This window comes from Lentzea sp. NPDC051838 (assembly GCF_040681245.1).
Lineage (GTDB): Bacteria > Actinomycetota > Actinomycetes > Mycobacteriales > Pseudonocardiaceae > Lentzea.
Map to the genome: position 1 here is coordinate 1 of NZ_JBFAYI010000042.1, position 23230 is coordinate 23230.

24 protein-coding genes are annotated in these 23230 nt (G+C 68.0%); 13 read left to right on the forward strand and 11 right to left on the reverse strand.

Going from position 1 to position 23230, the window contains the following annotated elements:
- Positions 1 to 383 precede the first annotated feature (383 nt).
- Positions 384 to 923, forward strand: coding sequence for an FKBP-type peptidyl-prolyl cis-trans isomerase (locus AB0M24_RS43610; RefSeq protein WP_363780320.1), 540 nt, complete (start codon positions 384 to 386; stop codon positions 921 to 923).
- Between the two features lie 66 nt (positions 924 to 989).
- On the opposite strand, the gene AB0M24_RS43615 is transcribed toward AB0M24_RS43610, so the two are convergent.
- Entirely contained in the window at positions 990 to 1931 is a 942-nt protein-coding gene (locus AB0M24_RS43615) for a quinone oxidoreductase (protein ID WP_363780322.1), read from the reverse strand.
- 94 nt (positions 1932 to 2025) lie between these two features.
- Complete coding sequence (locus AB0M24_RS43620; protein ID WP_363780324.1) at positions 2026 to 3612, reverse strand: DUF885 domain-containing protein; 1587 nt, start codon at positions 3610 to 3612, stop codon at positions 2026 to 2028.
- 36 nt (positions 3613 to 3648) lie between these two features.
- On the opposite strand from AB0M24_RS43620, the gene AB0M24_RS43625 reads away from it, so the two are divergent.
- The 3 genes from AB0M24_RS43625 to AB0M24_RS43635 all read left to right on the forward strand — a co-directional run bounded on the left by AB0M24_RS43625 (position 3649) and on the right by AB0M24_RS43635 (position 5262).
- On the forward strand, positions 3649 to 3936 hold the full coding sequence (locus AB0M24_RS43625; protein ID WP_363780325.1) for a hypothetical protein: 288 nt from the start codon (positions 3649 to 3651) through the stop codon (positions 3934 to 3936).
- On the forward strand, positions 3933 to 4778 hold the full coding sequence (locus AB0M24_RS43630; RefSeq protein ID WP_363780327.1) for a hypothetical protein: 846 nt from the start codon (positions 3933 to 3935) through the stop codon (positions 4776 to 4778). Before AB0M24_RS43625 ends, AB0M24_RS43630 begins: the two co-directional genes overlap by 4 nt.
- A 76-nt stretch (positions 4779 to 4854) precedes the next feature.
- A complete protein-coding gene (locus AB0M24_RS43635; protein WP_363780329.1) occupies positions 4855 to 5262 on the forward strand; it encodes a hypothetical protein in 408 nt (135 codons plus the stop codon).
- Here the strand turns inward: AB0M24_RS43635 and AB0M24_RS43640 are convergent.
- On the reverse strand, positions 5259 to 6671 hold the full coding sequence (locus tag AB0M24_RS43640; RefSeq protein WP_363780331.1) for a PLP-dependent aminotransferase family protein: 1413 nt from the start codon (positions 6669 to 6671) through the stop codon (positions 5259 to 5261). The two genes, AB0M24_RS43635 and AB0M24_RS43640, sit on opposite strands and share 4 nt — an antisense overlap.
- Before the next feature lie 58 nt (positions 6672 to 6729).
- Here AB0M24_RS43640 and AB0M24_RS43645 point away from each other — a divergent pair, with 58 nt between their 5' ends.
- Entirely contained in the window at positions 6730 to 7515 is a 786-nt protein-coding gene (locus AB0M24_RS43645; RefSeq protein ID WP_363780333.1) for an alpha/beta hydrolase, read from the forward strand.
- Here AB0M24_RS43645 and AB0M24_RS43650 read toward each other — a convergent pair.
- On the reverse strand, positions 7501 to 9078 hold the full coding sequence (locus AB0M24_RS43650; RefSeq protein ID WP_363780335.1) for a cation acetate symporter: 1578 nt from the start codon (positions 9076 to 9078) through the stop codon (positions 7501 to 7503). The two genes, AB0M24_RS43645 and AB0M24_RS43650, sit on opposite strands and share 15 nt — an antisense overlap.
- Positions 9075 to 9485 (reverse strand): DUF485 domain-containing protein, encoded by a 411-nt coding sequence (locus AB0M24_RS43655; protein ID WP_363780337.1) that lies wholly within the window; start codon positions 9483 to 9485, stop codon positions 9075 to 9077. The genes AB0M24_RS43650 and AB0M24_RS43655 overlap by 4 nt, the downstream gene beginning before the upstream one ends.
- Before the next feature lie 333 nt (positions 9486 to 9818).
- Between AB0M24_RS43655 and AB0M24_RS43660 the strand changes: the two genes are divergently transcribed.
- The 6 genes from AB0M24_RS43660 (at position 9819) to AB0M24_RS43685 (ending at position 15073) form a co-directional block, all read left to right on the forward strand.
- A complete protein-coding gene (locus tag AB0M24_RS43660) occupies positions 9819 to 12428 on the forward strand; it encodes a nitrate- and nitrite sensing domain-containing protein (protein WP_363780339.1) in 2610 nt (869 codons plus the stop codon).
- Positions 12425 to 12844: a roadblock/LC7 domain-containing protein gene (locus AB0M24_RS43665; RefSeq protein ID WP_045313784.1), complete on the forward strand. Its 420-nt coding sequence runs from the start codon at positions 12425 to 12427 to the stop codon at positions 12842 to 12844. Before AB0M24_RS43660 ends, AB0M24_RS43665 begins: the two co-directional genes overlap by 4 nt.
- A 2-nt stretch (positions 12845 to 12846) precedes the next feature.
- Positions 12847 to 13395, forward strand: a complete 549-nt coding sequence (locus AB0M24_RS43670) for a DUF742 domain-containing protein (RefSeq protein WP_363780341.1) — start codon at positions 12847 to 12849, stop codon at positions 13393 to 13395.
- Positions 13376 to 13993: an ATP-binding protein gene (locus AB0M24_RS43675; RefSeq protein WP_363780343.1), complete on the forward strand. Its 618-nt coding sequence runs from the start codon at positions 13376 to 13378 to the stop codon at positions 13991 to 13993. The genes AB0M24_RS43670 and AB0M24_RS43675 overlap by 20 nt, the downstream gene beginning before the upstream one ends.
- Before the next feature lie 88 nt (positions 13994 to 14081).
- Positions 14082 to 14918 (forward strand): helix-turn-helix transcriptional regulator, encoded by an 837-nt coding sequence (locus tag AB0M24_RS43680; RefSeq protein WP_363780345.1) that lies wholly within the window; start codon positions 14082 to 14084, stop codon positions 14916 to 14918.
- Positions 14915 to 15073: a DUF397 domain-containing protein gene (locus AB0M24_RS43685; RefSeq protein ID WP_363780347.1), complete on the forward strand. Its 159-nt coding sequence runs from the start codon at positions 14915 to 14917 to the stop codon at positions 15071 to 15073. Before AB0M24_RS43680 ends, AB0M24_RS43685 begins: the two co-directional genes overlap by 4 nt.
- A gap of 174 nt (positions 15074 to 15247) precedes the next feature.
- Here the strand turns inward: AB0M24_RS43685 and AB0M24_RS43690 are convergent, their stop codons facing one another.
- From AB0M24_RS43690 to AB0M24_RS43700, 3 genes are read right to left on the reverse strand one after another with little or no spacing between them, the layout of a single operon-like run.
- Positions 15248 to 15787: a hypothetical protein gene (locus tag AB0M24_RS43690; RefSeq protein WP_363780349.1), complete on the reverse strand. Its 540-nt coding sequence runs from the start codon at positions 15785 to 15787 to the stop codon at positions 15248 to 15250.
- Positions 15788 to 15840: 53 nt separating this feature from the next.
- The gene (locus tag AB0M24_RS43695) at positions 15841 to 17397 is read right to left on the reverse strand and encodes a CBM35 domain-containing protein (RefSeq protein ID WP_363780351.1); all 1557 of its coding nucleotides are present in this window, start codon (positions 17395 to 17397) and stop codon (positions 15841 to 15843) included.
- A 4-nt stretch (positions 17398 to 17401) separates the two neighbouring features.
- Positions 17402 to 18901: a glycoside hydrolase family 88 protein gene (locus tag AB0M24_RS43700; RefSeq protein WP_363780353.1), complete on the reverse strand. Its 1500-nt coding sequence runs from the start codon at positions 18899 to 18901 to the stop codon at positions 17402 to 17404.
- A gap of 127 nt (positions 18902 to 19028) precedes the next feature.
- Between AB0M24_RS43700 and AB0M24_RS43705 the strand changes: the two genes are divergently transcribed.
- Together AB0M24_RS43705 and AB0M24_RS43710 are read left to right on the forward strand one after the other, a co-directional pair.
- Positions 19029 to 19493 carry a transcriptional regulator gene (locus AB0M24_RS43705; protein WP_363780355.1) on the forward strand — a complete coding sequence of 155 codons (465 nt, stop codon included), beginning with the start codon at positions 19029 to 19031 and terminating at the stop codon, positions 19491 to 19493.
- A 9-nt stretch (positions 19494 to 19502) separates the two neighbouring features.
- Entirely contained in the window at positions 19503 to 20606 is a 1104-nt protein-coding gene (locus tag AB0M24_RS43710; protein ID WP_363780357.1) for an ankyrin repeat domain-containing protein, read from the forward strand.
- Here AB0M24_RS43710 and AB0M24_RS43715 read toward each other — a convergent pair.
- From AB0M24_RS43715 to AB0M24_RS43725, 3 genes are read right to left on the reverse strand one after another with little or no spacing between them, the layout of a single operon-like run.
- Positions 20585 to 21499, reverse strand: coding sequence for a COX15/CtaA family protein (locus tag AB0M24_RS43715; RefSeq protein ID WP_363780359.1), 915 nt, complete (start codon positions 21497 to 21499; stop codon positions 20585 to 20587). The genes AB0M24_RS43710 and AB0M24_RS43715 overlap by 22 nt on opposite strands.
- A 19-nt stretch (positions 21500 to 21518) precedes the next feature.
- Complete coding sequence (locus AB0M24_RS43720) at positions 21519 to 22277, reverse strand: ABC transporter permease (RefSeq protein WP_363780361.1); 759 nt, start codon at positions 22275 to 22277, stop codon at positions 21519 to 21521.
- Positions 22274 to 23203: an ABC transporter ATP-binding protein gene (locus AB0M24_RS43725; RefSeq protein ID WP_363780363.1), complete on the reverse strand. Its 930-nt coding sequence runs from the start codon at positions 23201 to 23203 to the stop codon at positions 22274 to 22276. Before AB0M24_RS43725 ends, AB0M24_RS43720 begins: the two co-directional genes overlap by 4 nt.
- Positions 23204 to 23230: the final 27 nt, after the last annotated feature.

The following is a 23230-nucleotide window of genomic DNA, read 5'->3' on the forward strand; positions in this document are numbered from 1 at the left end:
ACCCTTTTCGGATCGGGCGGGTGCGGAGCATCCGACCTTTTCCGCCCGACACAGCGCCTCGCAAGGGACCCGAAGTCAAGCCCCAATCGCAATCGTCGCGAAGCGGCGATGACGAAACCAAAGCCCGTAAGGCTGCCCGCGCGCCCACGCTGGAATCGCAACCAAACCACAAAACGCGACCAACCCCGCTGGAACCGCAGCCAACCACAAACAGCACCACAGCCCGCCCGAAACCGGCCACCCGCCGACGCAAGCTAACCCCGCCCGAAACCGGCCAGCCCAAGCAAGCCAACCTCGCCCGGAACCAGCCACCCGCCCCCAGAACCGCCCAGCGACCAACCTGCTACACCCTGCTCACACGCCCCCGAATACCCTCACCCACCATGCGCAACGTCCTGCTCATCGCGTCCCTGGCGCTCGCAGCGGCCACCGGCCTCGCGGGCTGCGGCAGCTCGGCCCAGCCCTCGACCGGTTCGACCGGCACGAACAACGCCGCTGCCCCGACCACCCCCTGCAAGGCCGACGACTTCAAGGTCACGGGTGAGTTCGGCAAGGCTCCCAAGGTCGAGATTCCCGCCTGCAAGCCCACCGGCGAGCTCATCATCAAGGACCTGGTGCAGGGCACCGGCGCCGAGGTGAAGACGGGCACGACGGCCACGGTCAACTACCAGCTCACGACGTTCTCCAACAAGAAGGTGCTCGACAGCTCCTTCGAGCGCGGTGAGCCGTTCGACGTCGAGAACGTCGGCAAGGCGCGGGTCATCGACGGCTGGAACGAAGGGATCGTCGGGCTCAAGGAGAAGGGGCGGCGGCTGCTGGTCGTTCCGCCGGCCAAGGGCTACGGCGAGGGTGGCAACGGCATCGCGCCGAACGAGACCCTCGTGTTCGTGATCGACGGCGTGAAGGTCACTCCCGCCGCCTGACCCAAAGCAAACAACGGCCCCCGACCAGCACGACAGGTCGGGGGCCGTCCTAATACGTCAGGGCACTCAGGGCAGGAGCAGCAGCTTGCCGGTGGTCCGGCGCGACTGCAGGTCCGTGTGCGCCTGGGCCGCCTCCTCCAGCTTGTAGCGCCCGCCGATCCGCACGTTCAGCGTCCCGTCCACGATCGCGCCGAACAGGTCCGCGGCCCGCCACTCGTACTCGGCGCGGTCCAGCAGGTAGGCACCGGTCGACGGCCTCGTCAGGAACACCGAGCCTGCGGCGTTCAGGCGCTGCGGGTCCACCGGCGGCACCGGACCGGACGACGCGCCGAAAAGTGCCAGCAGACCGCGCGGCTTCAAAGACGCCAGCGACTGGTCGAACGTGTCGCGGCCCACGCCGTCGTACACGACGTCGACCTTCTCGATCTGCGACGCGAAGTCGCCGTACCGCAGCACCTCGTCCGCACCGGCCTCGCGGGCCAGCGCCTCCTTCTCGTCGGTCGACACCGTCGCCACCACGTACGCGCCGCGCGCCTTGGACCACTGCGTCAGCAGCAACCCGACGCCACCGGCAGCGGCGTGCACCAGCACCCGGTCGCCCTCGGAAACCACGTGCGTCGAATGCGTCAGGTAGTGCGCGGTGATCCCCTGCAACAGAGCCGCCGCCGCGAGCTCCACGTCCAACCCGTCCGGCACCCGCACGGCAGACGCGGCCGGCACCACGACCTCGGACGCGTAGCTGCCCAGCACGGTCATCCACGCCACGCGGTCACCCACGGCAAAACCAGAGGAGTTCGAGGCGATGACCTCGCCCGCACCCTCGAGCCCCAGAGCGGTGGGCAACGGCACCGGGTACTGGCCGCTGCGCTGGTACGTGTCGATGTAGTTGACGCCCGCGGCGCCCACGCGCACCAGCAGCTCGCCGTCACCGGGCACGGGCGACGGCACGTCGGTGTACTCCAGCACCTCCGGGCCACCGGCCGAACGCACCACCACTGCCTTGGGCATCTGTCCTCCTTGATCGACTCAACCCGGTCAACCCGCGTCGCGACGACGTTGTTCCCGCTCCCACGACCTGGGAACCGTCAGGCTGATCCTGCGGTCAGTCCTCGCCGAGCGCCACGCGCCGCGCGAGCCCCAACGGCAAAGCGCCTGATCCCGCGATCCGGTCGTGGAACGAGCGCAACGAACCCAGACCAGCAGCCAGGTACTCCTCGCGGATCAGGTCGATCTCCAGCGCGCCGGTCAGGTACGACGGCGCCTGCGTCGGCCACGCGCAGTACCGCTTCACCTCACCCGCCGCGGTTCCCGGGGTCAGCGCCGTGCGCTCCACCATGAACGACTCGGCCTCGGCCGGTGTCATGTCACCGCAGTGCAGCGCGGTGTCGACGACCATCCGTGCCGCGCGGAACAAACGAGCCTCGACGTGGCCCATCAGCGATGCGCGAGTCGTGTAGTAGCCGACCGAGCGCAGCAGCTTCTCCGAGTACAGCGCCCAGCCCTCGGAGAAGTACGAGGTGCGGAACACCTTTCGCAGCGGGTGCGTGGAACCCTGCGCAGCCACCCACGCCGAGTGCCAGTGGTGGCCGGGGTAGGCCTCGTGCACGGAGATCGTCGGCAGCTGCGGGCGCGCGTTGGTGCGCAGCCGGTGCGTGACCTGTTCCGAAGTGGCGCCATCGGGCGTGAACGGCACGAAGAAGTAGCCGGCCCGGCGCGACGTCAGCGGGGGCGGGCCCAGGTAGCTCGCCACGGACATGATCGCGCGGTGGAACGGCGGTGACGGCACCACGCGGCACTCCTCGCCTTCGGGCATCGTCACGAGAGAGTGCTCGATCAACGCGGCGCGCGCCCGAGACGTCTCCGCCTCGTATTCGAGACGCATCGCCTCCAACGTCGGCGGGTGGTCGTCCTGCAGCGAGCTCATGACCGTGCGCCAGTCCGACGAACCGGCGAGCTCGATCAGTTCGGCTTCCAAAGAGGCATAAGCGTCCTGGCCGCGCTGGTGCAGCTCCGGAGCGCCGTAACCGAGCAACTCCTTGTCCTGCAACATCGTCGAGTAGAGCTTCTCGCCCATTCGCCAGTCGCCGCTCGCCCGCACGGCGAAGTCCTCCAGGAACGCCGCGTGCCGGTCGAACGCCTCGGCCGCGGGACCGGCGGCCTCCACCAACTGTGCGCGCAGGTCGAGCGAGGACACCTCCAGCGGCAGTGAGTCCAGCACGAACGAACGACCCGTCCGCACCTGCTCCATCGCCCGCCGCACCACGAGCGGCGACGCCAGGGACGCGTCGAGGTTCGCTTCCGCGGCGGCGAACACCGACGGCACCTCGCGCAGCTTCGCGACGGCGGACGCGACCAGTTCGGCCTCGGGCAGCAGCTTGTGCAGGAACGGCGAGAGCAGTCCGAAGAAGACCATCCCCGAGTACTCGTGCGGGTCGCGCCGCCACGATGGCCACGTTTCCATGGCGGACGAGCCGCGCAGCACCGACAGCGCCAGATCACGGTCCACCGAGCGGGGCAACGGCTCCAGCCGCGCCAGCCACTCGTCGGATTCCCGGGCGCGCTGCTCGAAAGCCGAAGCCGTGAAGTCCCCGAACGTCGAGTAGTGCGGAAGCGAGCCGACCTGTGCTGCGTGCGCGGGATGGTGGTCGAAGTACCACGAGAGGAACGACGTGAGCGTGTCGGTGGTCACCCGACCGAACCTACTCGCTGGTTTTACAGTGTGGGGGTGTCTGATCAAACCAAGAAGCGCATCGCCGAGTTCGTGAAGGCCCACGGCAAGCCGGGCACCGCGGTCAGGGCCGTCGTGGAGCCGATCGGCCGCTCCGGCGCGCGGATCGTGCTGGTCGGCGCCGATGGTGCCATGGGCGACGTGATGGCCAAGGACGTCGAGGCCGCGACCAAGGCAGTCGAGGCCGTCGAAGGCGTCGAACAGGCCGAATGGGACCGCGAGACCACCGCGGCCACCAAGATCGGTCCCGCGCACCGCCGCAAGATGGCCACGATGTCCTCATGAAGGTCGTGCTCGCGTCCTGCGCCGCGTTGCCCGAGGGCGACGGCGACGAGGACGCGCTGATCGACGTGCTCAAGCGCGACGGCGTCGACGTGCGGTGGCAGCCCTGGGGCTCGCCGGTCGAGGCCGATCTCGTCGTGTTGCGCGCCACCTGGGACTACACCGAGCGCCTCGACGACTTCCTGGCGTGGTGCGACACCGTGCCCGCGCTGGCGAACCCGGTGTCGGTCGTGCGCTGGAACACCGACAAGTCCTACCTGGTCGAACTGGCCGCGCGCGGACTGGCCGTCGTGCCCACCGCGGTCGTCGAACCGGGGGAGGAGCCGGAGCTCCCTGTCGGCGAGTTCGTCGTGAAGCCGGCGATCGGAGCGGGTTCCCGTGGAGCAGCGCGGTTCACCGACCACGCTGCCGCTCGTGCGCACTTCGAGGCTCTCGGCGTGAAGACGCTGATCCAGCCGTATCAGTCCAGTGTGGACGCTCATGGCGAGACCGCGCTGGTGTTCTTCGCGGGTGAGTACTCCCACTCGTTCCACAAAGGACCGATGCTGGCGCAGGGTCTGGCCGAGTCGGAGTCCGGCCTGTACGTCGAGGAGAAGCTGCGCGGCATCGAGCCGGCTCAAGAGCAGCGTGACCTCGCCGACCAGGTGCTCGACGTGGCGGCCGAGCTGCTTTCGTTGGACCGCAAGGACTTCCTCTACGCCCGCGTGGACGTCGTCTCCGGTACCGATGGCGAACCGCTGCTGCTGGAGCTGGAACTGACGGAGCCCACGCTCGGCTTCAAGTTCACCAGCGAAGACGCCGCATCTCGTATGAGTACGGCGATCCGGCGAACCGCGTCTCGATAACGCCGTCGTCCTGGATTCGGGGCTAGCTTCGGGAAAGCGTTTTCCCGCAAGCTTCCCCCGAGTTCCAGGAGGACCAGTGCTGTCAGCGCTCACCGGCGTCGCCCTCGCGATGGCGAGCCTCGCCGCGCCCCCGTACGCGGGCAACCTCGGCACCGCCACCTACCAGGGCTTCGCCACGTTCACCGACGACTACAAGCCGGATTTCAACGTCGTCGCGTGCCCGAAGAGCGAGCACCTGCCGAAATTGCCCAAGCAGTTCGTCACCGGCCTCAACCGCCCGCAGTTCGGCAAGGGCGACAAGAGCCCGAACTGCGGCGTCACCGTCGAGGTCACCGGCCCCAGGGGCAAGGTCAAGGTGCTGATCGTCGACGTCGCAGAAGGCCCGAAGTCCGGTGATCTCAACCTCGACCGCGCCGGGTTCGCCAAGATCGCGAACGTCGACGACGGCCGCGTGAAGATCAGCTGGAAGGTCGCCGCCCCTTAGAGATCCGGGCTGTCGCGGGCGATGCGGGCCAGCACGTCGAGCGCCGCACGCAGGCGTTCGGGCGGGGGAGAGGCCAGCGCGAGCCGCACCGCGTTCGGCGCCGCCCCGACCGCGAACGCCGCCGCCGGAGTCACCGCGATGCCCTCGCGCGCCGCCGCCGCGACGAACGTGTCGGCGCGCCACGGCGGCGGCAGCTCCCACCAGCAGTGGTAGGAGCGTGGATCGGCGTGGACGGCGAACCCGGCCAGCCGCTGCGCCGCGATCTCCTGCCGTGCCGCCGCATCCGCCCGCTTGGCCAGCTGAACGGCCGCCGCGGTGCCGTCGGCGATGTGGTGCGCGGCCACGTCGACGGCGAACCGCGGCGCCGTCCAGCCACCACCCCTGATGGCTGCGGCGATCCGGTCGGTCAACGGGGCGGGCGGCACGACGAAACCCAGCGTCAGGCCCGGCGCGATCCGCTTGGACAGGCTGTCGGCGACCACCACCCGTTCCGGCGCGAGGGCGGCCAGCGGTGGGTCGTCGCACAGGAACGTGTAGACGCAGTCCTCGATCACCGGGAGGTCCAGTTCGTCCAGCACGGCAACGAGTTCCGCACGGCGCGTGGCCGGCATCGTGACGCCGAGCGGGTTGTGCAGGTTCGGCTGGAGGTAGACCGCGCGCACCGCCGTCGCGCGCAAGGCGTCCGGAACGACGCCGTGGTCGTCCATCTCCAGCGGTACCAGCGTGATCCCGAGCCGGGCGGCGATCGTCCGCACCACCGGGTAGGTGAGCGCCTCGACCCCGAGCCGCCCGCCGACCGGAACCAGCGCGGCGATGGTCGCCGCCAGCGACTGCTTCCCGTTACCGGTGAACAGAATCTGGTCCGGTTCGGGTCGCCAGCCGTTGCGCGCCAACAGATCCGCCGCTGCAGTTCGGGCTTGAAAGGTGCCGGTGACGCCGCCCGCCCGCAACGCGTCCGCGAGCACGTCCGGGCGCAGCATCCTGGCCAGGCTGGTCGCGAGGAGCGCGGACTGCTCCGGCAGCACAGGGAAGTTCAGCTGCAGGTCCACGAGGGTCTCGACCGGGTCGGAGAGCGCGGGTTCGGCTGCTCCGGCGCGGACGAACGTGCCGCGGCCGACCTCCCCGGTGACGAGGCCGCGCCGGGTCAGCTCGGTGTAGACCCGTGCCGCGGTGGAGTTCGCGATGCGGTGGCGCCGGGCGAACTGCCGCTGGGGAGGGAGTTGCTCGCCGGGGCGGAGGCGGCCGGACGCGATGTCGGAAGCAACGGCGTCCGCGATCTCGGCGAAGGTGCGTTGCGGCGCGGCGGTTCGGCGTGGCCGACGCGTGGTCTCGGCGGTGCTGAGCGGTGGGTCGTCAGGGCGTGGTCGTCGGGCTGCGGGCTGGCGGCGGTTCTCCACATCGTCCCCCATTGCACCGAGAGCAATGTTTTCATTGTACCGAGCACGAGCCCTGGCTAGCGTCGAACCCATGAGCACCGCGCAGGTCAACGGCATCACCATCGGATACGACGACGAAGGCACCGGCGACGACGTCCTGGTCCTCGTGCACGGCCACCCGTTCGACCGCTCGATGTGGCGGCCGCAGGTCGAGCACTTCAGCGCAAGAGGATGGCGGGTGATCGCCGCCGATCTGCGCGGCTACGGCGAGAGCACCGTCGTGCCCGGTGTCACGCCGCTACCGGTGTTCGCCGCGGACATCGCCGCGTTGCTCACCCACCTCGGCGTCGAGAGGTTCGTGCTCGGCGGGCTGTCGATGGGCGGGCAGATCGTCCTGGAGTTCGCCCGTGAGTTCCCCGATCGGCTCAGGGGGCTGATCCTCGCCGACACGTTCGCGCAGGGGGAGGCCGAGGACGGACGGCGCAAGCGGCACGAGATGGCGGACCGGCTGCTGCGCGAGGGCATGGCCGGGTACGCCGACGAGGTGCTCTGGAAGATGGTGGCGCCGCACAACACCGAGGCCGCCGCACACGTCGCGAAGATGATGCACAACGCACCGCCACAGGGAGCCGCGGCGGCGTTGCGCGGGCGGGCGAACCGCAGGGACCACACCGAGACGCTCGGCATGATCACCGTGCCGACGCTCGTGGTGGTCGGCAGCGACGACGAGTACACGCCCGTCGAGGACGCCGAATACATGCACGAACGCGTTCCGGGTTCGACGCTCAAAGTGGTCGACGGTGCCGCCCACATGCCGAACCTGGAACGCGTCGAGGTCTTCAACAAAGCGGTCGAGGAGCTCCTAGCGCAGGCCTGACCCGATGCCGGTGAGCCCGCGGACCTCCATCTCGCTCTGCTTGGCGGGATCCGCGGGTTCCTTGCTCAGGATCGTGCCCAGGAACCCGGCCAGGAACGACAGCGGGATCGACACGATGCCGGGGTTCGACAACGGGAAGAACGAGAAGTCGGCGTCCGGGAACACGGACGACTTCGAACCCGAGATCGCGGGCGAGAACACGATGAGCAGCACGCACGACGTGAGACCGCCGTAGATGCTCCACAACGTGCCGCGCGTGTTGAACCGCTTCCAGAACATGGAGTAGAGCAACGTCGGCAGGTTCGCGGACGCGGCCAGAGCGAAGGCCAAAGCGACCAAGAAGGCAACGTTCTGCCCGTTCGCCGCGATACCGCCGACAATCGCGAGCACACCCACGCACACAGCGGTGAGACGAGCGACCCGGACCTCGTCGCGCGGGTCGGCCTCGCCGTGCTTGATGACGTTCGCGTAGACGTCGTGGGCGAACGAAGCGGACGCCGTCAGCGTCAGTCCGGCGACGACCGCGAGGATCGTGGCGAACGCCACCGCGCAGACGATGCCGAGCAGCACTGTGCCGCCGACCTGGAACGCGAGCAGCGGGGCCGCGGAGTTCTCACCGCCGGGAGCGCCCGTGATCTTGTCGGTGCCGACCAGTGCCATCGCGCCGAAGCCGATGACCAGCGTGCACGAGTAGAAGATCGCCATCATCCAGGTGGCCCAGACGACGGACTTCCTGGCTTCCTGGGCGTTCGGCACGGTGTAGAAGCGCATCAGCACGTGCGGCAGCGACGCGGTGCCGAGCACCAACGCCAACGCCAAAGACAAGAAGTCGAGCTTCGTCAGTTCAGAGGCGCCGTACTTCACGCCGGGGGAGAGGACGGCCTCGCCCAGCGGGGACTTCTGCGTCGCGCGGTCGAGCATCGCGGAGAAGTCGAAGCCGAACTTGCCGATCAGGAAGATCGTCAGCAACGACACCGAGAGCAGCAGCAGAACGGCCTTGATGATCTGCACCCACGTGGTGCCCTTCATGCCGCCGACCAGCACGTACAGCACCATGACGATGCCGACGACGGCGATGATGATGGCCTGGCCGATGGAGCTGTGCACGTCCAGCAGCAGCGCCATCAGGCCGCCGGCGCCCGCCATCTGCGCGATCATGTAGAAGAGCGAGATGACCAGCGTCGCGTTCGCCGCGGCCGCGCGCACAGGGCGCTGGCGCATGCGGAACGCCATGACGTCGCCCATCGTGAAGCGGCCGGTGTTGCGCAGCCGTTCCGAGATGAGCATCAGGCCGATCAGCCAGGCGACGACCCACCCGATCGAGTACATGAAGCCGTCGTAGCCGTTCACCGCGATCGCGCCGGAGATACCGAGGAACGAGGCCGCGGAGAGGAAGTCACCCGAGAGTGCGATGCCGTTCTGGGTGCCGGTGAAGCTGCTGCCCGCCGCGTAGTAGTCGGAGGCACTCACGTTCCGCGTCGACGCGCGGTACACGATGTACAGCGTCAGCAGGACGAAGATGCCGAAAACGGACAGGTTGATCGCAGTGTTCGCCCCGGTCACGCCAGCTCCTCATCGGTTTCCGCGAGTGCGCGCACCTTTTCGACCTGCGGGTCGAGCCTCTTCTTGGAGTAACGGGCGTAGGCCATCGTGATGATGATGGTCGTGACGATCTGGAGGAATCCCATCGTCAGCCCGACGTTCACCGTTCCGAACAGGGGCGTGCTCATGAAGTCCGCCGCGTAAGCGGAAAGCAATACGAACGTGACGTACCAAGCGAGGAACAGCACCGTTGCGGGGAGAATAAATCGCGTCACCCGCCGCTTCAGCGCAAGAAAATCCTCACTCGTTTGGATGGCACCGAAATCAGGCTCACCGTCACCATCGATCAGCAATGAGTGATGATGCTCTTCAAAGGTCGCGAAACCGGGCTGCGCCGGGCGTGACACGGAGGGCAGCGCCTTCGTCATCAACCGCTCGCATTCGTTACGGGGAGTACCCGGTGAGCGCCTGAACACAGGCTGCAACCGGACCGGGGGTGGAGGGCGCAAGCGTAACCACGCGTGGCGGGGAGTCAATCCCCTGAACCTGCAGGACCACCCCATGAGGTGGGCTGTCACACTGGGTGACGGATCGTACACGCCCCAGGTCGTTGTCGCGTCACGCTCTCTGGCCTAGTATCCGCTCACACCCGATTGAGCCGATCTCGAAATCGAGCTCCGGGTGTCTCAAGTCGCGGGGATTCACCAGGCCAGGAGGTAGCCGATAGTGGGGCACTTCGAGCGCGCCTTGGGGATCATTTCGTGAATGTCGAGTGGAGAAAGATCAGCGACTGGCGCAACTGGCGCCTGCCGGTCAAGCTCGGCGTCGTGCTGCTGGTGCCGGTCGCCGTGGCGATCGGTGCGGGCGCACTGCAGATCTCCGGTTACGTCGACCGGTCGAACAACTACGTGCAGATGCAGGGCCTGGTTCGTCTACGGGCAGATCTCGCGCCATTGATCTCCAGCGTCCAGCAGGAACGCACGCTCGCCGCGCAGAGCTCGACGAGCGGCTCCGGTGTCGGCGCCTACCAGAACCAGATCAGCGCGACTGACAACTCTGCCGCGACCGTCCGCCGCCGCGTCGACCGCACCACGGGCCTGAGCGAGGTCGCCCGCAACCGCTTCACCGAGCTCGGCGGTCAGCTGGAGACGCTCAAGAACCTGCGGGAGAAGGTGACGCAGGGCGGCGACGGCGGCGACCCGAACGGCGGCACCATCGGCTACACCACCGTCGTGAAGTCGTTGCTGGACTTCGAGCAGGCGCTCGTCAGCCAGTTCGGCGACGAGGCCATCTCCGGCACCGCGGCGGCGCTGCACCACCTCGTGATCGCGCAGGAGCAGATCTCCCAGCAGCACGCGATCGTGTTAGCCGGGATCGGCCGCGGCAAGCTCCTCGGAGCCGAGACCCGCGCGCTGGAGCAGTCCGACATCCGCCTGCAGGACCGCATCAACGACTTCCAGGCCATCGGCACGACCGAGCAGCGCCGCAACTACGAGCAGACCGTGACCGGTGTCGCCGTCGCGAGCCGGACCGTCCTCGTTGAGCGCGCGCTCACCCAGCCCGACGGCGTCCAGGTGACGACGCGCCCCGGCCAGCCGAAGCCGCCGCCCTCGTTCGGCATCGCCGTCGACGAGTGGAACAAGGCGTCCGGTACCACCGCGCGACTCATGGACCAGGTCACCCGCCAGCTGCAGGACGACCTCGCGAACTCGGCCGCCGCGCTGCAGGACGACACGTCCAACAAGGCCGGCGCCGCCGCGGTGATCCTGCTCGCGATGCTCCTCGTCGCCGGCACGCTCGGCTTCGTCATCGGCCGCTACCTGCTGCGCTCGCTGTCCGAGCTGCGCCGGTCCGCGCTCGACGTGGCGCACCACCACCTCCCCGAGGTCGTCGCGGCCATCCGCGCCGACCGCAAGCCGGACACCGAGATCGAACCGGTGCCCGTGCACACCATCGAGGAGTTCGGCCAGCTGGCGCGCGCGTTCGACGCCGTGCACGAGCAGGCCATCCGGTCCGCGGTCGAGCAGTCGTCGCTGCGGTCGGGCATGAAGAACATCTTCGTCAACCTGTCGCGCCGCTCGCAGGGCCTCGTCGAGCGCCAGCTCAAGCTCATGGAGGAGCTGGAGCGCCACGAGGAGAACCCCGAGCAGCTCGCCAACCTCTTCAAGCTCGACCATCTCGCGACGCGCATGCGCCGCAACAACGAGAACCTGATGGTGCTGTCCGGCACCGACGTCGCCCGCCGCTTCCACCAGCCCGTGCCGCTGGCGGACGTGCTGCGCGCCGCCGCGTCGGAGATCGAGCACTACCAGCGCGTCGTGGTGAAGTCGACACCGTCGGTGGAGATCGTCGGCTACGCGGCCAGCGACCTCGTGCGCCTCGTCGCGGAGCTGCTGGACAACGCCACCGCGTTCTCCGCGCCCACCACGCAGGTCATGATCGGCTCGCGGATCGACCAGCAGGGCTCGGTGCTCGTCGAGGTCGCGGACCAGGGCATCGGGATGGGCCCCGCCGAGCTCACCGAGGCGAACGAGCGGCTGTCGTCCGGTACGGAAGACGACGTGCCGGTGTCGCGCCAGATGGGTCTGTTCGTCGTCGGCCGTCTCGCGGCACGGCACGGCATCACCGTCCGGCTGCGTGGAGCGGGCGAGGGTCGTGAGGGCCTGCGCGCGTTCGTCCTCGTGCCGTCGGAGCTCGTGCGTGCCCAGGCCGAGCCGGAGGCGCCCGCAGCGCCCCGCCACGCCGCGCTGCCCCAGCCGAAGCCGGCGCTGACGGCCAAGCAGCCGCACGTCGTCGTGAAGACCCCGAACCTGGCGCCGCCGCCCGCGCCCGCTCCGGCGATCGAGCACCCGCGCGAGTCGGCCGAGTGGACGTCGTTCCGCGGTGCCGCGATCGACGAACCGCCACTGCCCCAGCGGCAGCCGCGGACCAACGGGTCGCCAACTGAGACGCGACCCACTCCAATTGAGACGACGTCTTCCTGGTTCGCCGGCAGCGGTGTATCGGACGAAGCGGTCAACGGTGATCATTCGCCGGCAACGCCAGGACCTGGGCCGTCACCCTCGGTAGCGGCTACCTGGTTCGGCAAGAAGTCCACGGGCGGTGTGTGGGAACAGTCGGGAGATCCCGCCACGGACGCCGGTGAGACCGATGCCGGGTTGCCGAAACGGGCTCCGCGTAAGAATCTGCTCCCCGACCTCGCGGAACGTCCCGAGAACGGCGCGCGCCCGGCGGCGAAGCCGAAGCGCGATCCGGAGCGAGCACGAGGCTTCCTCGCCAGCTACCAGACAGGCATCCGCCAGATGCCGCTGGGCAGCAACGGGAACGGAAACGGCCAGGCGAACGGCCAGGGGAACGGGGAAAAGGCATGAGCACGCCTCAGTCGCGCCAGGTGGACCAGTTCGGCTGGCTCATCACCAACTTCGTCGATCGCGTGGCCGGGGTCGCCCACGCGATCGTGATCTCGGTCGACGGTCTTCTGCTCACCAAGTCGACAGGTCTTCCGCCGGACCGCGCCGAACAGCTGGCCGCCATCGCCTCGGGCGTCACGGCGCTCACGCTGAGTGCGTCACGTTGCTTCGAAGGTGGCGGAGTGTTGCGCACCGTGATCGAGATGGACTACGGGATCATGCTCCTCATGTCCATTCGAGACGGGTCTTGTTTGGCGGTTCTCGCCGCGCCCGACAGCGACGTCGGCCAGGTGGCCTACGAGATGACCGTGGTCGTCGACCAGGTAGGCCAGATCCTCACTCCCGAACTGCGAGCGCAGCTGCACAGCGTGAGGTGATCATGAGTTCGGCCGCTGACGCGCACCGACGACGCAGGCGGGTGGAGTCACCCGCCGAGCAGACGTTCGCCGACCTGATGAACGGGTTTTCCCTGGACTCGGGCCGCAAGCGATCGCGCACGTCGGATCCGGTGCCCGCGCGGGATGCAGCAACTCCCGTTGCACCGCAAGAAGAAGCACCGGCTCTGGACTTCTCCGCCCCGGAGCCGCCGGATGCCTCGATCGTGCGTGCGTATGCCTGGACGGGTGGGCGCACACGGTCCAACATCCACCTCGAGATCGAGACACTTGTCTCCGCCAATGATCAGAGTCGGCAGTCTGCGGGTATCTTGCAGGCTGAGCACCAACGCGTTGTCGAGCTGTGCCACTCACCGCGATCCGTCGCGGAGGTGGCCGCACTGATGCGCCTCCCCCTCGGAGTCGTGAAGGTGTTGCTCGGCGACATGGCGGAACGAGGTCTGGTGGACGTGCACCAGACCGCTTCCGCGGGCGGTGACACGCCGGACCTCGGGTTGATGGAGAGAGTGCTTAGTGGACTACGTCGGCTCTAGATTTCCCGACTTCGGGCCCCCCGGGCCGCCTGGACGGGAGCTGACTTCGGCCAAAGTCGTCGTCGCCGGTGGCTTCGGTGTCGGCAAGAGCACCTTCATCAGGTCGATCGTGGAGAACGACCTGCTGACCATGACAGCGCTCCCACCGGAGCGCGCGGGTCTGGTCACGGAACTCGTGCGCATACAGTTCGGCCGCGTGTGGCTCGACCCGGGCCTCGCTCTGCACCTGTTCGTGGCCCCGCAGTGGCAGGACCCGCGCGCGGGCTGGAACGACGTGGTGCGCGGCGCCGTGGGTGCCGTGGTGCTGTTCGACGTGATGCGCCCCGCGGACTCCGTGGACGCGATGCGGTACTTCGAGGACCACCACATCCCGTACGTGCTGGCGTTGAACAACGTGCACGCCTCGGTGCGGTCGGACGTGAAGGCGATCATCCACGGGATGGGCATCTCGCCCGAGGTGCCCGTGGTGAACTGCGACCCTCGGGTGCGCCTGTCGGTGCGCGAGACGCTGATCTCGCTGGCCGAGCACGCGAAGCTGGACCGGTGGCGTCGTCGCCCGGGGCCTGACGAAACGACCCCGCTCGCGCCTGTCTGCTGACTTGGAGTTTTTCCAAGCAGCCCTCTTTCAGGGCTTTTTGAGCTGAAACGATGGAGCTGGGAGGCTGCCGCCTCCTAGCTTTTTCGTCATGCCCAAAAGAGAGTCGAACGTCGTGGGCCGCGAGTTCGGCAACGCCCTGCGCGCCGCGATCGCCCAGACCGGCCTGACGCAACGCAAGCTCGCCGACGAGCTGGACTGGGACGAGGCGAAGATCTCGGAAGCGGTCAACGGCAAACCCGGCCTCAGCGAGCACGAGGTCGACGTGCTGCTCGCCTACTGCCGGGTTCCGCTGGACGAGCGGCGCCGCTTGAAGAACCGGTACCTGGAAGCGGGGGACAAAGGCTTCATCCTCTTTCCCGAGGACGGTGTGCCGGACCAGTTGCGGACGCTCATCAGCCACGAGAAGGAAGCCACGGAGATCGTCGCGTGGTCGATGATCCTCGTGCCAGGTCTGCTTCAGACGCCTGACTACGCGCGCTCTGTCGCCGAGGAAGGGCCTCACGAGGCGGAGGACGTGCCGAAGGTCGTCGCCGCCAGGGTCGCGCGAGCGGAGATCCTGCGGCCAGGCCGGACGTTCACCTTCTACGTGCACGAGCAGGCCCTCTGGCTGCCGGTCGGCGGCGAGGAGGTCTGGCGTGAGCAGCTGGCCCAGCTGATGCGGATGTCGGTGCGCCAGTACATCAACCTCCACGTCGTCCCCAGGTCGATCGGCGCGCACGCTGGTGTGTCCGGCGACTTCCGCGTGATGAGGTTCCCGAAGTACGTGCCACTCGTCTTTCTGGACACGCTGAACTGCGGGTTGTTCTTCGACGACAAAGAGACCGTCGCGCTCTACGAGGAGAGGGTGAAGCGTCTCGCCGCTGTCGCACTGGGTCGTGAACAATCGAGGGCGGTGATCGACAACATCTTGGAGGGCCTCCAATGACCGCGTGGCGCAAGAGCAGCTACAGCAGCACCGCCGACAACTGTGTCGAGGTGGGCCGAGGCGTCGGCGTCCGCGACAGCAAGGCGCCGTCTACGCATGTGCCAGTGTCGGCGGACTCGTGGTCAGCATTCCTCGCGACCGTGAAGTGTCGCTGACCTGGAATTTCTAAAGCTGCCTCAAGCCTTGGTTAAAAGAAGTGTGCTGCAGGTCACACGCAACTTACCTTGGGTACATGAGGCTTTTGGTGTGGTTCGGACTGGTGTGCATGTGCGCGCTCAGCGGTGACCACCTGCTCGCCGTCACGACGGGCATGGTGCTCGTCGGGTGCGCTACCGATCGCGTTCGCCGCTGACCGCGCCGAACAAGGCCCACAGCACGCCGACTCCGGCGTAGGCGATGAGGCCGAAGATCCGGTAGCCCCCGAAACCGTCGGACGTCTCCAGGGGGATCAGCGTGAGTGCGGTCGCGCAGCAGTAAGCGGCGGCGAGGGCGATCAGCACTGTTCTCGCCGCGCCGCGCAGGGGAGTCGTGGCCGCCACGATGACGCTGGCCGGCGCGAGCAGGAAGAGGTCGAACGGCGGGCCGATCGCGCGGAAGGGGACGTTCATGGCCGCGAAGAGCACCATCACGACGCACATGACGACGAGTCCCGGCCGCGCACCGGCGATGAGGCCGCGCAGACGCCACAGGCCCGCGCTGATGAGCAGGTAGGGGACCGTGCCCATCAGGAAGCCCCAGTCGTGCATGTCCCAGCCAAGGATCTCGTGCTCGATGTTGATCGACGTCGGGCCGTGCGTGAGCGTGAACGGCACGTAGGTGCCGGCCATGACGACCCCGCCGACGATCAGAGCGGCGCGAGACAGCTCCATGCCCGGATGTCGCCGCGGGGCGGGCGCGAGTTACCGCGCCCGCCCCCCAGGGCTTACCCGACGTCCAGGTAGTCGAGGTTCGGCGCGCCGTTCGCGGTCGTCGCCGTCACCCGGATCTTGTTCTCGCCGGCCTGCAACGTCACCGGGATCTGGACCGCCAGGTAGTTGGTCCAGGCACCGGTTCCGGCGAACGCCAGCTCATCGCGTGCCAGCGTCCCGTTCACCGACACGTCCAGCGGCCGCGAGACCGTGGTCCCGTTGGCATAGCCGAACGACAACGTCGCCGCGCCACCGGAAGCCGAGTTGATCGTCCACTCCACGTACGGGCCGACGGCGTTGTCCGTGTTGACGAACCCGGTCCCGGAGAACCCGACGTGGTTCGACTCCACGACACCGGCGGAGATCAGCGCGGACTCTGCCTCGTAGCGAGTCATCGATCCGTTGCGCGTCACCCGGTACAGCACCGTCCCGTGCGCCGGAACCGAAGCGCTGATCGTGCTCGCCACCGTACGCACCTGCTTCGACCACAGGTCCTTCAACGTGTACGACGACCCGCCGCCGAGTCCGATCGCCGACGCCGTCGTCGAGATGGTCTGAGTCGACGTGGTCTCGTTGGACAACGCGACAGCCCGGTCACCGTTGGCCAGCACCTTCGAGTAGACGACGCGACCTGAAGACGACGACACCACGGTTCCCTGACGCCCCAACGGGTCCTGGTCCACAGCGATCACGTCCCGGTTCTCCAGGATCGTGAACGTGTCCTCGTTGACCTTGCGCAGGTCCGAGCCGATCAGCAGCGGCGCGGCCATGATCGCCCACAACGAGAAGTGCGTGCGGTACTCCGTCGCCGTCATGCCGCCGTTGCCGACCTCCAGCATGTCCGGGTCGTTCCAGTGCCCAGGCCCGGCGTACTGGGCCAGCACCCGGTTCGCCTGTGCCTTGCCGATCATCGATCCCCAGTTGTCGGAGATGTCACCGGTGGTGCGCCACAGGTTTCCTACAGGCGCGCCCCACGTCCACACCTTCGGATCGGTGCGGCCCCACTCGCAGATCGAGTACACGATCGGACGGCCGGTGCGCGCCAACGCGTCGCGCATCGCCTTGTACCGCTGCTGCGCGTCGACGCCCTGGTTGTTGCAGTTGTCGTACTTCAGGTAGTCGATTCCCCACGACGCGAACAGGTTCGCGTCCTGCTGCTCGTGGCCGAGACCGCCGGGGAAGCCCGCCGTGTTGCACGTCTTGGTGCCGGCGGAGGTGTAGATGCCGATCTTCAGGCCTTTGGAGTGGATGTAGTCCGCGAGTGCCTTGATGCCGTTGGGGAAGCGCACCGGGTCGGGCACGAGGTTGCCGGACGAGTCGCGGGACGTCTTGGCCCAGCAGTCGTCCAGGTTCACGTACTGGTAGCCCGCGTCCTTGAGGCCGCGCGAGACGAAGATGTCCGCGATGCCCTTCACCATGGCCTCGTTGAAGTCGGCGCGGCAGCCGGTGGAGTTCCAGTTGTTGAAGCCCATCGGGGGAGTGCGCGCCAGGCCGTTCTCCAACGCCAGCGCGGGAGTGGCGGGTGTCAGGGCGACGACGAGTGCTGCTGCTAACAACGCTGTACGCAACATTGGATCAGCCAACCTTCTGCAGCTGTTCGTTCATGATCAGGAACGCACCGAGGCCGTGGAAGTCGTTGGTGGCTCGGTCACGTGCGATGTAGTAGGCGTAGTCGCCCACGTTCGTGCCGATGGAGATGTCCCGGATCTCCGTGCGGCCACTGGAGTTCACGGACGTCTTCGCCAGCACGCCCGCGTAGCCCTTGGCTGCCGCGTCCCGGAACGACGGGTCGAGGTAACCCCGCTCGACGCCCTTCGAGAAGACGTAGGTGAACATCATCGAGCAGGACGTCTCGGTCCAGTTGTCGGAGCGGGATCCCTTGTCCACCACCTGGAACCAGCGTCCGCTCGAATCCTGGAACGACCGCACTCCCGCCGCGTACTCGCGCAGATCGGTGATCATCTGAGCGCGTCGCGGGTGGTTCAAGGGCAGCTTCTCCAGCACGTCGATCGACGCCATGCCCCACCAGCCCATGGCGCGGCACCAGTACTCCGGTGCGAGCCCCGTGGTCTTGTTCGCCCACGGCTGGGACTTCGACTCGTCCCAGGCGTGCTTGAGAATTCCGTTGGGCTGCTGGAGATGCGACGCGTAGACGTTGATCTGCTTCGCCGCTTCCTCGTTGGCGTAGGAGGAATCGCCGAACTCCGCGCCGAACTCGACGAGGAACGGGTTCAGCATGAACACCCCGTCCGCCCACAGCTGGTTGTGCCGCGACTCGGACGTCGAATGCCAGAACCCGCCGTCGGACGTGCGCGGATACGTGTTCAACCGCGTCCGGATCTTGCGCGCGGCCTTCTCGTACTTCGCCTGCCCCGTCTCGTGGTGCAGGATCACCAGCAACCGCCCCGAAAGCATGCTGTCGAGGTTGTTGAAGCTCTGCGCGATGTTGCCGGACGAGTCGACGAACCGGTCGACCCACGCCTTGATGTATGCGAGGTACCGGGGATCGTGCGTGCGCTGGTAGACGAGGTACTGCCCGTACAGGTAGAGCCCGGTCTGATAACCCCAGCCACCTAGCTGTGCGGGCGTTTTGGCGGCCACCGTCGACTCGACCACGGCCACCGACCAGTCGAACCCGCTCGATCCGACGGTCAGCGAGTCGAGGTTGGGCCCGCCGTTCGCAGTGGTGGCAGTGGCCTTGACCTTCGCGCCAGCGGCCACGGTGACCGAAACCTGCTGCGTGCGCCACGAAGTCCACGCGCCGGTGCCGGGGAACGACACCGTGACGGGAGCGCCGCCGTCGACCGAGATGGCCAGCGGGCGGTCTGCCGACGTGCCGTTGGCGTAGCGGAAGGACAGCGGCCCGTCCGCGCTGACCGTGAACTCGACGGAGGAACCAGCGACGTTGTCATAGTTGACAAACCCGGACCCGGTGAACCCGGCGTGGTTCGACTCGACCACGCCGCGGGAGATCACCGCCGACTCTGCTTCGTACTGCGAGACGGCCGCCTGCGCGGTCGCCGGCACCAGGCCTGCGACCAACACCAGGGCGACCACGGATCTGAGAACGCGCACGCGCACACCAGCCCTTCAGTCCGGGCGGCGGCGCACCAAGTGTCAACTCGTTGACTCCCAATGACAAGGAAATCGTTGACAAGATCGCTACGATAGTTTCAGTGTTGACCGAAAGGAATCGCGAGACATGAGCGTTGGCAGGGAAACTCGCCTCTCGGCCTGGATCGAGCGGTTCGCGGCCCACTTCGCGGAGGAGGGCATTCCGCTGATCGGCGGCCGCATCCTCGGCTATCTGCTGGTCTGCCAGCCGGTCGAGCGCACCGCCGCCGAACTGTCGCAGGAGCTCGAAGCCAGCAGCGGCTCGATCAGCACGAACCTGAAGTACCTGGTCAACGTCGGCCTGGTGACCAAGAGGACGCGTCGTGGCCGCCAGGCGGCCGAGTACCGGATCAACGAGAAGGCCTGGACGGACTTCATCCAGCGCAAGTTCGCCGCGATCGCGAGCGTCCAGACGTTGACCGACGACGGCATGCGGCTGCTCAGCGGCGATCCGGAGCGCGCGATGCGGCTCAAGGCCGTCGACCACCTCTACGGTTGGCTCTCAGCGGAACTGCCCGCTTTGTGGGAGCGCAGGCCTGCCGCACCCAAGTAGCGTGGTGCCATGTGGCACCCGTTTCGCGATGACATCGAGTACTACGAGGAGCGAGCCCGCGGTCTGCTCGCCTCCGCGTGGGACGGGACACCCGGCGCCCTCGAGGTTTTCGACGGCGACCCGCTGACGGACGAGAGCGCCCACAACGTCCTCGCTCGCGCGCACGGCTGCGAGGACTGGAAGGCGCTGCAGGCCAACATCCGCAGGCCCAGGCCGTTCGCCCGCGCGTTCCAGGCGATCGAGACGCGCAACCTTGGCGAGCTCAAGGCGATCCTGATGCGGGATCCGTGGCTCGTGAAAGCCAGCGGTACCAACGGGAACGACCTGCTCGGCCTGGCGTCGGCCACCTGTGACGAGCGGTTCGTGCAGGTGCTGCTGGAGGACGGCGCGGACGTGAACCACCAGAACGTCCACGGCTGGACCGCCCTGCACCAGGCCGGTTACTCGAACCTCCCGCAGATGGCGCGGATCCTGCTCGCCGCCGGTGCCCGCACCGACCTGGAAGGCCGCGGCGAGGGCGGCACTCCGCTGACCGTCGCATTGTTCTGGGGCAATCGGACGGTCGCGGAAGTCCTGGCACAGCACGGAGTCCACCCGCCGAACCTGCGCGTCGCGGCCGGTCTGGGCAACCTGGACCTCGCCACCTCACCGGAGGCCGGGCGCGGTTACTACCGTCCGCACAGCGGTTTCCCGCGCTGGTGGCCGACGGACGACCCGCAGGAAGTGCTCGACGAGGCGCTGTCGTGGGCCGCCCGCAACGACCGGGTCGAGGTCTTCGGTGACCTGCTGAAGCGCGGTGCCCGGATCGACGCGGACGTCTACCGCGGCACGGCGCTGGCGTGGGCGGCGTGGTGCGGCCTGGAGAACGCGACCCGCACGTTGCTCGACCTGGGCGCGAATCCCAACCAGCGCACGGGTTTCGGTGGTCCGATGCACGGCGAGGGCGTCACGGCGCTGCACCTGGCGGCCGAACGCGGCCACCTGGGGATCATCCGCATCCTGCTGGACGCCGGTGCCGATCGGACGATCAAGGACGCGAACTTCGAGGCCACGCCGGAGAACTGGGCAGGGCACAACTCGCAAGGGGATGCTCAGGCCTTGCTGAGTGCTTGATCCTCTGCAGGAACCTCGACCTCGTGCGTGCGTTCCCTCGACGAGGTCCACAACGTCGCCGTCGCGATCACCACCGCACCGGCACCCAGCACGTGCAGCGACACGAGCACCTCGGGCACCCCGGTCCAGTACTGGACCATGCCCAGCGCGCCCTGGGCCACGACCACACCGACCAACGTCCAGTAGGCGCGGTTGCGGACGAAGAAGCCCATCGCGATCAGCATACCCAGGAACAGGAACAGCAGATCCGCGTGGATCTGCGCGAGCGTGGCGACCTTGACCGCCAGGCGCGGCGTCTTCGAGTCACCGGCGTGCGGGCCGGCCGCAGTCACGAACGTGCCCGCGATCAGCAGCAGGTACATCACGACCGCCATGACGACCTGAAGTCCGCGTGCCCCAGCCGGAACGAGCCAACGCGCCGGCCCGTCGCCCTCGCTCAACGACCGCAGGAGCAGCACGGCGAACCACACCAGCACCATCGAGACCATGAAGTGGACGGACACGCTCCACCACACCAGGCCGAGGCGGACGGTCGCGCCACCGATCACGGCCTGCGCGAGCACGCCACCGACCTGAACGGCGGCCAGCACGACTACGCGGCGGCGGCGCGGCCTGTTCAGCCACGCGGCGATGAGGCACAGGCCGGTGATGATGCCGATGACGCCGAACAGCGTCCGGTTGCCGAACTCGACCCACTGGTGGATGGCGGCGACTTCGGGGTGCTCGACGGGGACGATGCTGCCCTCGACGCACTCCGGCCACGTCGGGCAGCCGAGCCCGGAGCCGGTGACGCGCACGATCGACCCGGTGACCGCGATACCGCCCTGCGCGATGATGGCGGCGATCGCAAGGGCGCGTTGCAGTGGAACGAGGAATGCGGTCAATCGGGACACGGAACGATGGTAGGCCGGGTCAGGTGAGCTTCGTCGTCCGGGTCGCCAGTGCCCCAGCGACAACACCCCAGGCCACGAGCACTGCGACCGGGCCCACACCAGGAGCAGTGCCCTGCACCACAGCGGTTTCCAGCGCCTGGGCCAGCGCGGCGGACGGCAGCAGGTGCACGAACCCGACCGGCACCGACAAAGCCACGCCGCCGACCATCAGCAGTACGAACCAGATGATGTTCGCCAGCGCCAGCACGATCTCCGCGCGCAACGCCCCACCCAGCAGCACGCCCAAAGCGCCGAACGTCAACGTGCCCAGAACGATCAGCAACACGACCCACGGGAGCCCGGCCAGCGGGAACTTCCAGCCCAGGATCAACGCCGTGACCGCCAGCAACACGATCTGGATCGCGACGACGACCAGCGCGCCGCAGACCCGTCCGGCGACGAGCAGCCACCGGGGGAGCGCGGACGCCGCAAGCCGCTTCAGCACGCCATAGCGCCGGTCGAACCCAAGAGCGATCGCCTGACCGGTGAAAGCGCTGGAGATGATCGCCAGCGCGAAGATCCGCGCGGTCGCCGAACCCACCCGCGGCTCCGGCATCGGGATCACCGACATCAACGACAACGCGACGAGAAGCGCCAGCGGAATGATGACCGTCAGCAGGATCTGCTCGCCGTTGCGCAACGTCAGCATCGCCTCGGTGCGGGCGTGCACGAACAGCATGCGAGCGAGCGACCCGCGGCCGGGCGCGGGCTTGAACGTGCCGGGAGCGAAGGTGGTCACGAACGCAGCTCCCTGCCGGTCAGCTCCAGAAAGACGTCTTCGAGGCTGCGCTTGGCCACGGTCAGCTCCTCGGCCAGCACCCCTTGCTGGGCGCACCACGACGTGACGGTCGACACGACCTGCGGGTCGATCAGTCCCTCCACGACGTACTGCCCCCGCGTCGCCTCGCGCACCTTCAGCCCCTCGGGCAGTGCCGCGGACAGCAACGACGTGTCGAGCCCCGGCCGCGCGCGGAACCGCAGCTGCTGGTCGTCGGGACGGTTCGCGGTCAGTTCGGCCGGCGTGCCCTGCGCGACCACACGACCCTGGTCGATGATCACGACGTTGTCCGCGAGTGCTTCGGCCTCGTCCATGAGGTGCGTCGTCAGCAGCACGGACACGCCATCGTCCTTGAGAGCACCCACGAGGTCCCACACCAGACGGCGTGCCTGCGGGTCCATGCCCGCGGTCGGCTCGTCCAGGAACACCAGCTCGGGGCGGCCGATCAACGCGCACGCGAGCGACAACCGTTGCTGCTGCCCGCCGGACAACCTCTTGTACGGAGTCCGCACGACACCGGAGAGCCCGAGCACCTCGATCAGCCACTGGGGATCCAACGGCTGAGCCGCGCACGCCGCCACGAGGTTCAGCATCTCCAGCGCGCGGATGCCGGGATACCCGCCACCGCCCTGGGGCATCACGCCGATGCGGGGCCGCAACGCGTCGTCGCCCGGCGCGAGGCCGAGCACGCGCACGGTGCCGTCGTCGGCCGCGCGGAAGCCCTCGCAGATCTCGACCGTTGTCGTCTTGCCCGCGCCGTTGGGCCCGAGCAGGGCGAGAACGGTGCCGGGTTCCTGAACGAGGTCGAGGCCGTCAACGGCGGTCTTCGAGCCGTACCTCTTGACCAGCCCCGACACTTCCACCGCAGGCTGGGGATTCGGGCTCACGAACGGTCAGCCTAGGCGGTCTGGCCA